The following is an 11002-nucleotide window of genomic DNA, read 5'->3' as shown; positions in this document are numbered from 1 at the left end:
TACGAAGGTATGGCTGAGTATTTGTTTTGAAGGCATGAAAAAGGGCCCATGGGGCCCTTTTGACAATCAGATGGAATTGATTCAGCTGAACAGATGGTTGCTGATCAGGAACAGACCACCGGAGAGCAGCATGGTGAGCGGCAGGGTCAGCACCCAGGCCATCAGGATGGTCTTGATGGTCTGGCTCTGCAGGCCCGACTTGTTTGCCACCATGGTCCCCGCTACCGCGGAGGATAGAATATGGGTGGTAGAGACCGGCATGCCGGTCAGACTGGCGATACCGATGGAGGCAGCCGCCGTGATCTGGGCTGCAATCCCCTGGCTATAGGTCATGCCGGAGGAGCCGATTTTCTCGCCTACTGTGTAGACGATACGACGCCAGCCCACCATGGTACCGCAGCCAAGCGCTAAGGCGATGGAGACGATAACCCAGGTCGGAGCGTATTCGGCGGTCGCGGTCAGATCCTTGCGCCATTTGGCGAGATCGGTCATCTCCTTGGCCGGCAGCGGCAGTTTGGAGACCTTGCGAGCGGTATCGTCGATACACAGCAGCAGGCGACGAACTTCACGGCGATCGGTCAAGTCCATCTCTTCATAGGTACGCACCTGGCCAAGACGATTGTCCAGAGTGGCCATGGCTTGCAGTGCACCGGAGGCGGCACAGTGGGTCATCAGCTCTTCCTGGGCCTGGGCAGGCACCTTGAAGTCCACCACCTTGGAAACCAGCTCATGGTTGCGCTGATAGATCTCCATGATGCGCTGGTTGGCATCCTGGGTGCGATCCAGGTCATAGGAGCGGCTGTTCATGTCCAGTGCGAAGTAGGCCGGCGCCATGCAGATCAGCACCAGCATTACCAGACCGATCCCCTTCTGGCCATCGTTGGAACCGTGCACGAAGCTGACCCCCATGGCAGAAGCGACCAGCGTGAGGCGAGCCCAGAACGGCGGGTGCTTCTTGCCGTCCACCAGCAGGCGCTCTTCCGGCGTTTTGTGGATCTTGCTGCCCTGCCAGACACGTTTCATGGCAAACAGCAGTATGGCCGCGATGATGAAACCGACGGTGGGAGAGATGATGAGGGAGAGCATGATGTCGATGGCTTTGCCGACGTTGATGCCTTCCTGCAACGGCTGATGGTTGATCCAGGCATAGGCGCTGCCTACCCCCAGGATGGAACCGATCAGCGTGTGCGAACTGGATGCGGGGATCCCGAAGAACCAGGTGCCCAGGTTCCACACGATGGCAGAAAACAGCAGGGAGAACACCATGATCAGACCCTGGGTAGAGTCCATGCCGAGCAGCAGATCGATGGGCAGCAGGTGAACAATGGCATAAGCCACCCCCAACCCGCCCATCATGACCCCGGCAAAGTTGAACAGACCGGAGGCTACCACGGCCGTATGTGCCGGCATCGCCTTGGTATAGATGACCGTTGCTACCGCGTTGGCGGTATCGTGAAAGCCATTGATGAATTCATAGGCCAACACAAAAAAAACGGCCAATACCAAACCGATTGACCACCACAAACCCAAACCACTAAACATTTCAAACATAAAAAAACGAACCTGTTTATGAGTTGCGGCGGATTATGCCAGAAGGCTGGTAACGCCATACCCGTTGTTGAAATATTTCAGTAAGAAAAAAAAAGAGCATTCGACAAAAAAATAGCTTAGCGCCAGTCACCATGCGGCTTGTCTTGGATTAATTAAACAGACCTTGCCTGACAAAAACAGTCCCCAAACGGGAACAATTCATCATCTCTGACCCCTTCAATCCCCCTCCACAGGTGCGTGCTGCGTCAATCCTGGACCGACCCAAAAGGGAAAATTGCACAAGGAACCGACAACTTCCCTGCCGACGCAGGTTGCCACCACCATGGATAAGGGCGCCGTTGCGGGCGCCCTTCTTTAACATATTGTCTCTTGTGACGGGCAAGGATCACGCAGACCAGATCAGTCCTGGTTGATGCGGCTGGCCACGGCGCCCTGCTGGCTCTTGTACTTGGCGTTTTCCCGCTTGTTGTAGGGACGCGCAGCCGTGCCGGAGAGCATCTCGAAGTTCAGCGCACCGATCTTCATCTTGGGGCGCAGCGCCAGCGGCAGCTTGCCACCGTTGTAGAACTCCAGCACGATGCGGCCGGACCAGCCCGGATCGATGCGGTGTGCGGTCACGTGCACCATGAGGCCCAGGCGGGCCAGGGAGGAGCGGCCGTCGAGCCAGCCGACGATATCCGCCGGCAGGGTAACCGATTCATAGGTCACCGCCAATGCCAGCTGACCCGGGTGCAGATAGAAGGCTTCCCCATCGGGAATGTGAATTTCGTCGCTCATCACCCGATCGATGGCATCGGCCATCTCGCTGCTCGGCCCGCTCAAGTCGATGTAGGGGGCGGTGTGATCGCGAAAGACTCGAAACTCGTTGCCCAGCAGCACGTCGACGCTGACGCCACTGATCCGTTCAATACCGGGTCTTGGCTCAATGACGATCTTGCCTTCATCCAGATGACGTTCGATATCGGTATCACAAAGACGCATTGGGCGACTCTCCTGACAAATTGTTCATTTAAAAAAGCCGGGCATCACCCGGCTTGATATATCTCAACCAATCAACATGTGGCGAATACGCGCCTTGAGCATGTCGATGGCGATACGGTTCTTGCCGCCACGAGGCACGATCACGTCCGCGTACTGCTTGGAAGGCTCGATAAACTGCAGGAACATGGGACGCACCGTCTTCTGATACTGCTTGAGCACGGAATCCATGGTCCGGCCGCGCTCCTGCACGTCGCGCACCAGGCGACGCAGCAGGCAGATGTCGAGCGGGGTATCCATGAAGATGGAGGCATCCATCAGATCGCGCAAGCGACTGTCGGTCAGCAGCAGGATCCCTTCCAGAATGATCACCCGGCGCGGGGCAAACGGGGTCACATCGCTCATGCGGGTGTGTTCGGTATAGGAGTACTGGGGAATATTGACGGCATCCCCCTGCACCAGCTGGCTCAGGTGCTGTACCAGCAGATCGTGATCCAGTGCGTTGGGGTGGTCATAGTTGGTCTTGACCCGCTCTTCCATGGTCAGGTGGGTCTGATCGCGATAGTAGCAATCCTCGGTGATCACGCCAATCTGACCGGCTCCCAGCTCGGCCACCAGCTCTTCATAGATGGTTTGGGCTATAAGACTTTTGCCGGACGCGGATGCACCAGCAATACCGATGATCACACACGAATGTTGAGTATCAGACATTGAAAAATACCTAAAGAGAAGAGCAGTGGGGATTGTTTAAACCGATCCATTATATAAAAAAGGGTGAGCCCTGCCCACCCTCAAATCTACCTCAAACAGCCGACCGCCGATTATTCATCCAGCGCCATGGCATAGAGGGGAGTCGCAATCGGTTTTCCGCTGAAATAGAGCTCAGCCCCCACCCGACGGGCCAGTTTCAGATAGGCCTCTGCCAGCTCCCCTTTCGGTGCGCCGAACACGGTCGGGCAGCCATCGTCCATGTGTTTGCGGATGTCGATGTGCAGTGGCAGCTGACCCAGCAGTGCCACCTGATACTGCTCGGCCATCTTCTGGCCGCCTCCGGTACCGAATATCGCCTCATGATGACCACAGGCGCTGCAGACGTGATAACTCATGTTCTCGACGATGCCGAGCACGGGTACATTGACCTTGTTGAACATGGCCACCCCCTTGCGCGCATCCGCCAGCGCCACATCCTGAGGGGTGGTGACGATCACCGCTGCCGTGGTCGGTACCTGCTGGGCCAGGGTGAGCTGGATGTCGCCGGTGCCCGGCGGCATGTCCACCACCAGGTAGTCCACCTCGCCCCAGCGGGTCTCGTGGAGGATCTGGGCCAGCGCCTTGCTCGCCATGGGGCCGCGCCAGATGGTGGCATCCTGCTCGGAGACCAGATAGCCGATGCTGTTGCTCTTGAGGCCACAGGCCATCACCGGCTCCATCAACTTGCCGTCATGGCTGACGGGGCGCTCCTTGAGGGTTCCGGTCATGGTCGGGATGGAGGGGCCGTAAATGTCCGCATCCAGAATGGCGACTCGCGCCCCCTCCTTTTGCAGTGCCAGCGCCAGGTTGACGGCGGTGGTAGACTTGCCCACCCCGCCCTTGCCAGAGGCGACCACGATGATGTTGCGAATGCCCTGCACCGCCGCCAGCCCCTGCGCCCGCGGCATGCTGGCCACCTCGATCTCGCCCACCCAGTCGATACGGGTCGCACCGGTGACGCTGCGCAGCCGGGCATCGAAGTCCTGCTGGATCTGCTCGAACAGGGAGTGGCCGGCGAAAGGCAACACCAGCTTGATGGTGAGCGCCGAACCCTGTTTGTCGATGCTGCGCACGAAGCCGGCAGCCACCAGATCCTTGCCCCACCCTGTCGGCTTAAATTCGGCCAGGATCTGTTTTACTGAATCAATCACCATTAACTCCTCATTATCTTGTCATTATCTTGTCATTATCTTGAGGTGAACGGTTACCGCACACAAATCAGTGGCTTGCCTGCTTGCCGACCGGCGTGCGCCGGCGGGCAGGACGAGCCACAACCCTAGGCAGGCTACCCCCAATTCGGGTAACATGCACGGCACTCTATCATCCCAACAAGCACATCAAGAACGACTATATGGCAACTGATCCTCGTACAATGCTGGTAACCTGCGCCCTTCCCTATGCCAATGGCTCCATCCATCTTGGCCACATGCTGGAACACATCCAGGCCGATATCTGGGTTCGTTATCAGCGAATGCGCGGTCACCAGGTGCACTTTGTCTGTGCCGACGATGCCCACGGCACCCCGATCATGCTCAAGGCCCAACAGCTGGGGATCACCCCGGAAGAGATGATCGCGGCCGTCTCCCAGGAGCACCAGGCCGACTTCGCCGGCTTCAACATCAGCTTTGACAACTATCACTCCACCCACAGCGACGAGAACCGCGAGCTGGCGGAGCTTATCTACGGTCGTCTGCAGGCCGGCGGCAAGATCAAGAGCCGCACCATCTCCCAGCTGTTCGATCCGGAAAAATCCATGTTCCTGCCGGATCGTTTCGTCAAGGGTACCTGCCCCAAGTGCAAGTCTCCGGAGCAGTATGGCGACAACTGTGACAGCTGCGGCGCCACCTACAGCCCGACCGAGCTCATCGATCCGAAATCTGCCGTCTCCGGCGCCACCCCGGTGATGAAGGACTCCGAGCACTTCTTCTTCGACCTGCCGCAGTTTGAAAAATGGCTGGCCGACTGGGTGCGTGGCTCCGGCGCCATTCAGGAAGAGATGGCCAACAAGATGCAGGAGTGGTTTGAAAGCGGCCTGCAGCAGTGGGACATCACCCGTGACGCCCCCTATTTCGGATTCGAAATTCCGGGCGCCCCGGGCAAGTACTTCTACGTCTGGCTGGATGCCCCCATCGGTTACATGGCGTCGTTCAAGAACCTGTGCAACAAGCGCGGCGACATCGATTTCGACAGCTACTGGAAAGCGGACTCCGAGGCCGAGCTCTACCACTTCATCGGCAAGGACATCGCCTACTTCCACTGCCTGTTCTGGCCATCCATGCTGGAAGGCGCAGGTTTCCGCAAGCCGACCAAGGTCAACGTGCACGGCTACGTGACCGTCAACGGCGCCAAGATGTCCAAGTCCAAGGGTACCTTCATCAAGGCCTCCACCTATCTGAACCACCTGGATCCTGAGTGCCTGCGTTACTACTACGCCGCCAAGCTCAACAGCCGCATCGACGATCTGGACTTGAACCTCGAAGACTTCGTGCAGCGCGTCAACGCCGATGTGGTCAACAAGCTGGTCAACCTGGCGTCGCGCAACGCCGGCTTCATCGCCAAGCGCTTCGACGGCAAGCTGGCCGCCACCTGCGCCGAGCCTGAGCTCTACGCCGAGTTTGCCAACGCCCGCACTGCCATCGCCGAAGCCTACGAGAGCCGCGAGTTCAGCCGCGCCATCCGCGAGATCATGGCACTGGCCGACAAGGCCAACCGCTACGTGGACGACAAGGCCCCCTGGGTCATCGCCAAGCAGGAAGGGGCGGATGCCGAGCTGCAAGCGGTCTGCTCCGTCGGCATCAACCTGTTCCGCGTGCTGATGGCCTACCTCAAGCCCGTCATGCCGCTGCTGGCCGAGCGCGCCGAGGCCTTCCTGGCCGAGACCCTCAGCTGGGATGGTATCGCTGCCCCGCTGGTCGACCACACTGTCGCCCCGTTCAAGGCGCTCTTCTCCCGCATCGAGCCGGCCAAGATTGAAGCCATGATCGAGGCTTCCAAAGAGGATCTGGCCAAAGAGCAGGCACCGAAAGCCACCGGCTCGCTGGTTGACGACCCCATCAGCGAAACCATCGCCTATGACGACTTCGCCAAGATTGACCTGCGCGTGGCGCTGATCACGAAGGCCGAAGCGGTGCCGGAAGCGGACAAGCTGCTCAAGCTGCAACTGGACATCGGTGGCGAGACCCGTCAGGTGTTTGCCGGCATCAAGTCCGCCTACAACCCCGAAGATCTGGAAGGCAAGCTGACCGTGATGGTGGCCAACCTGGCCCCGCGCAAGATGCGCTTTGGCATGTCCGAAGGCATGGTGCTGGCCGCCGGCCCGGGTGGCAAGGATCTCTGGATCCTTGAGCCGCAGGAAGGCGCCCAGCCTGGCATGCGCGTCAAGTAAGCGCTAACGTAGCCGTTAACAATGAGGGAGGCCTGGGGCCTCCCTTTTATTTTCCCTCTTTCCTCCTCCTCTTCTCCCACCGCTTGCGCCGTTTTGCGCTTTGTCTCCCACCTTGGGTGCTTGTTGCTCCCAAGCAATTTGCCTAGACTGGCGATTCACTTCGGGCCCATGGCCCATTCATCAGGCAAGGAGCAAGCATGATCACCTTATATGGCACCCCCGTCAGCCGGGCCCTGCGCGTATCCTGGTTACTGGAAGAGCTGGACGTGGCATGGCAGTTCCAGTTTCTCGACTTCGCCAAGGGCGAGAATCGCAGCGACTGGTTTTTGACCCTCAATCCAAGCGGCAAGATGCCGGTGCTCAAGGACGGGGAGTTCGTGTTGACCGAGTCCGCCGCCATCATGCAGTACCTGGCCGAGGTGTATGGCCCGAACTGGCTGCCGGCCAGGGGGACCCAGGCCTCGGCGCTGCACGCCCAGTGGGTCAGCTTCATCACCTGCGAGCTGGAGCAGCCACTGTGGACCATCGGCAAGCACCGCTTCGCTCTGCCCGAGGCCCAGCGCCTGCCGGCCATCTTCCCCACCGCCAAGTGGGAGTTTGACAAGGCGGCGGCCATCGCCGAATCCTGGGTGCCCGAGCAGGGTTACCTGCTGGGTGAGCAGGTAACCATCGCCGATCTGCTGCTGGCCCATACCCTGATGTGGGCCACCCGCTTCGAGCAGACCATTCCGCCCAAACTCGCGGCCTATCGGGATCGCTTGGCCAAGCGCCCCGCCCTGCAGGCGGTGCTGGCCAAGACCCAGGCCATCGCCGACGCCGCCCAGGCCGGCTGACCTGCGGACAAGAGAGCGTCAATGCAAACGGGAGCCCGCAAGGCTCCCGTTTTTCATGGTTGTTCGGCATCATTGGCGTGGCAAGGCGCTCAATTGGTATGAAAGCCGCTCCCCTTGGGTGGTGGCGCCACTTCATACTCCATCCGGGTCACCTCGGCGGTACGCGGCCCGCGCTCCAGCCAGCCCAGCATCATTTGCACGCTCTGCTCCGGCCCGCAGATGAGGATCTCCACCGAGCCATCTTCCAGGTTGTAGGCATGGCCCCGCAGCCCCAGTTGCAGCGCCCGCTCCCGGGTGAAGTAACGAAACCCCACCCCCTGCACCAGGCCCCACACTCGCACGACAAACGATTGCTCTCCCATTTCTCACACCTTCCCCTTAAGAAATTTCCCTCCAAGGCGATAATGAGCGCGACACTCTCATCCCCTTGCAGGACGCAATACCATTATGAAAGAAGTAAAGTTTCGGTGGGTTGACCGTTATCTCATTCACCTCACGATCAGCGAAAAATTTCTCATCACCTTCTGGTGTCCGCTGTTGTTCATCGCCTTTATAAGCTGGTATCTGCTGGCAGACGGCCATCAGCAGGAGATGCAACTGCGCCTGGATCAGCTCAAGCAGCGGGTCGAACTGAGCGCCCAGCTGGCCAGCCAGCACGCCGATCTGACCCTGCCCGCCGAGCTCACGCTGAGCCCGACCGGCAGCACAGGATTGACCCAGCAGGGCGACATCTATCGATACGGCGCCAGCGCCGGCCAGGCCGGGGTCGTCACCGGTACCCTGGATGCCTCCCGCTACTCCCTGTGGGATGGCCAAGGAACCACCCTCACCATCATAGCCGTGCTGGCCGCCCTGCTGGCCCTGGTGACCCACTACCTGATGACCTTCGTATCGGGGGCGCTCTACTCCACCAACAAGGCGCTGCAGACAGTGGCGGATGGCGATCTCACCTTCCGCCTCAACTTCTTTCCGGTGCGCGACGAGTTCTCCATTCTGGCCGGCAGCATCGACCGCTTCACCGACCGCCAGCACAAGATAGTACAGCTGGTGGAAGAGTCCGCCGAGGCGCTGGCCATGGCCGCCGACGAGTTTCGCGATCATGCGAGTGAAGGCGAAACCATGGCCCGCTCCCAGCGCCAGCACATGGACTCCCTGGCCGCCGCCATGGAGCAGATGTCCGCCGCCATTCGCGAGGTTGCCCGCAACGCCAACGACACCCTGCAGCAGACCCGCCAGTCGAGCGAAGAGGCGGCCAACGGCGCCTCCCGGGTATCGCGCACCATCACCGCCATCCGCACCCTGGCCGACGAGATCGGCAACGCCTCCGGCGCGGTGGAGCGGCTGACCCACAATGCCAATCGCATCAACGAAGTGGTCAACGTCATCAACGCCATCTCCCAGCAGACCAACCTGCTGGCCCTCAACGCTGCCATCGAAGCGGCCCGCGCCGGCGAGCAGGGCCGCGGCTTCGCGGTGGTGGCCGACGAGGTTCGCACCCTGGCCAGCCGCACCCAGCAGGCCACGGTAGAGATCCAGCAGATGATTGAAGAGCTGCAGACCGGCACCGGGGCACTGAACGACATCATGGAGAAGACGGTGGAGCGGGCGGCCAGCAGCCAGCAGCTCATCAGCGAGGTGGGGCTCGACATCGACAAGCTCAGCAACCACAGCGATGCAGTGCTGGAGATGAGCACCCAGATCGCCACTTCGAGCGAACAGCAGAGCTCGGTGGCCGAAGAGATCACCCGCAATCTGGATCAGGTGCGCCATGAAGCGGGCCAGGTGGAAGCGTCCGCCAGCGCCTCGGTGGCCGGCACAGCCGGCCTCAAGGCCACCGCCACCGAGCTGACCCAGGCATTGAATGGGCTAAAGATCTGATTTTTCTAACAACAAGCTCCCAGAGTCTGACGCTATCTGCCAAGGTTGTTTGAGTTTTGCCAGCGGGCCACATAGAATGTGGCCCCTTTTCTTTTGACCATCTGGCAACTCCCATGAGCGCTTCCATCTATCTCGTCAAAGGCCGCGAAAAATCCCTGCTGCGTCGCCACCCCTGGATCTTCTCCAAGGGGATCGAGCGGGTTCAGGGCAACCCCATTGACGGCGATACCGTCGAGATCCTCACCCATGACGGCAAATGGCTCGCCCGTGGCGCCTGGTCCGGCAGCTCCCAGATCCGCGCCCGGGTCTGGACCTTCGACAAGGATGAGACCGTCGATCTCGACTTCTTCATCCGTCGCCTCAAATACGCCCAGGAGTCCCGTGATGGGCTCATCAAGCGTCAGGGCCTCACCGGCTATCGCCTCTGCGCCGCCGAGTCCGACGGCCTGCCGGGTCTCACCATCGACCGCTACGCCGATTTTCTGGTGTGCCAAATTCTCTCCGCCGGTGCCGAGTTCCAGCGCGAGCTGATCACCCAGGCGCTGCGCACCCTCTACCCCGAGTGCAGCATCTATGAGCGCTCCGACGTGGCGGTGCGCAAGAAGGAAGGGCTGAAAGAGCGCACCGGCGTCATCCATGGTGAGACCCCGAGCGAGCCGGTGGTGATCGAGGAGAACGGCGGCGTCAAGATCCTGGTGGACATTCGAAACGGCCACAAGACCGGCTTCTATCTGGATCAGCGTGACAACCGTCAGGCCGCCGCCAAGTACACCGAAGGCAAGCGGGTGCTCAACTGCTTCTGCTACACCGGTGGTTTTGGTGTCTACGCCCTCAAGGGCGGTGCCAAGGAAGTGGTCAACGTCGATCTCTCCCAGAATGCACTGGACATCGCCCGTCAGAACGCCGAGCTTAACGGGCTGGATACCAGCAACACCCAGTTCGTGCGTCACGACGTGTTCAAGCTGCTGCGTGAATACCGCGAGAAGGGCGAGAAGTTCGACGTCATCGTGCTGGATCCGCCCAAGTTTGCCGAGAGCAAGGCCCAGCTGCTGGGCGCCTGCCGCGGCTACAAGGACATCAACATGCTGGCGTTCCAGCTGCTGGCACCGGGTGGCGTGCTGCTGACCTACTCCTGCTCCGGCCTGATGGAACAGAGCCTGTTCCAGAAGATCGTCGCCGATGCGGCGCTCGATGCCGGCCGCGACGCCCAGATCCTGGAGCTCTTGTCCCAGGCATCCGATCACCCCATCGGCACCGCCTATCCGGAAGGCTTCTACCTCAAGGGACTGGTGGTACGCGCCCGCTAAGCCAAGCAGACCAGCGCGCCCCCCTGTCCCCGGTGCCAAATCCGGGCCAGGACTGGGTCCGGCAAGCCATCAAAAGGCCCGCGATCAAAGCGGGCTTTTTTTATGCAACCGCCAAAGAGATAACCTCCCCCCGACATTCCCACCAACAGCGATGGGTGTCCCCACCTATCCTCTTCGACTGACTTCAGCCCTCCTCACCCCGGAGCTGCCGCATCGCCAACCTAGTTCTCCCCAGCCGTGGCATCCATAGTCCACCGACAGGAACATGGTCGGCATTTTCTTTATGCAAAATCATGAAAAAATACGCATCAATATTAAAA

The 11002-nt window shown here is 60.2% G+C and carries 9 protein-coding genes; 4 read left to right on the top strand and 5 right to left on the bottom strand.

The window, feature by feature from the left end; genetic code table 11:
• Window positions 1-81: 81 nt before the first annotated feature.
• The 4 genes from CAK78_RS04280 to apbC all read right to left on the bottom strand — a co-directional run bounded on the left by CAK78_RS04280 (window position 82) and on the right by apbC (window position 4433).
• Entirely contained in the window at window positions 82-1551 is a 1470-nt protein-coding gene (locus tag CAK78_RS04280; RefSeq protein WP_094696479.1) for an inorganic phosphate transporter, read from the bottom strand.
• Window positions 1552-1950: 399 nt separating this feature from the next.
• A complete protein-coding gene (gene dcd, locus CAK78_RS04275; protein WP_094696478.1) occupies window positions 1951-2532 on the bottom strand; it encodes a dCTP deaminase in 582 nt (193 codons plus the stop codon).
• A 63-nt stretch (window positions 2533-2595) separates the two neighbouring features.
• Window positions 2596-3240 (bottom strand): uridine kinase, encoded by a 645-nt coding sequence (gene udk, locus CAK78_RS04270; RefSeq protein ID WP_005300963.1) that lies wholly within the window; start codon window positions 3238-3240, stop codon window positions 2596-2598.
• Between the two features lie 110 nt (window positions 3241-3350).
• Window positions 3351-4433 (bottom strand): iron-sulfur cluster carrier protein ApbC, encoded by a 1083-nt coding sequence (gene apbC, locus CAK78_RS04265; protein WP_094696477.1) that lies wholly within the window; start codon window positions 4431-4433, stop codon window positions 3351-3353.
• A 197-nt stretch (window positions 4434-4630) separates the two neighbouring features.
• Here apbC and metG point away from each other — a divergent pair, with 197 nt between their 5' ends.
• The gene (gene metG / locus CAK78_RS04260) at window positions 4631-6664 is read left to right on the top strand and encodes a methionine--tRNA ligase (protein ID WP_094696476.1); all 2034 of its coding nucleotides are present in this window, start codon (window positions 4631-4633) and stop codon (window positions 6662-6664) included.
• A 197-nt stretch (window positions 6665-6861) separates the two neighbouring features.
• Entirely contained in the window at window positions 6862-7497 is a 636-nt protein-coding gene (locus CAK78_RS04255) for a glutathione S-transferase family protein (RefSeq protein WP_010633965.1), read from the top strand.
• A gap of 89 nt (window positions 7498-7586) precedes the next feature.
• Here the strand turns inward: CAK78_RS04255 and CAK78_RS04250 are convergent, their stop codons facing one another.
• Window positions 7587-7859 (bottom strand): acylphosphatase, encoded by a 273-nt coding sequence (locus CAK78_RS04250; protein WP_005300975.1) that lies wholly within the window; start codon window positions 7857-7859, stop codon window positions 7587-7589.
• An 85-nt stretch (window positions 7860-7944) separates the two neighbouring features.
• Here CAK78_RS04250 and CAK78_RS04245 point away from each other — a divergent pair, with 85 nt between their 5' ends.
• Window positions 7945-9375 carry a methyl-accepting chemotaxis protein gene (locus CAK78_RS04245; protein ID WP_094696475.1) on the top strand — a complete coding sequence of 477 codons (1431 nt, stop codon included), beginning with the start codon at window positions 7945-7947 and terminating at the stop codon, window positions 9373-9375.
• Window positions 9376-9488: 113 nt separating this feature from the next.
• Window positions 9489-10682 (top strand): class I SAM-dependent methyltransferase, encoded by a 1194-nt coding sequence (locus CAK78_RS04240; protein WP_094696474.1) that lies wholly within the window; start codon window positions 9489-9491, stop codon window positions 10680-10682.
• Window positions 10683-11002 lie beyond the last annotated feature (320 nt).

Source organism: Aeromonas sp. A35_P (genome assembly GCF_002259925.1).
In the GTDB taxonomy this organism is placed as follows: domain Bacteria; phylum Pseudomonadota; class Gammaproteobacteria; order Enterobacterales; family Aeromonadaceae; genus Aeromonas; species Aeromonas dhakensis.
This window is presented reverse-complemented; position numbering and strand designations above follow the sequence as displayed.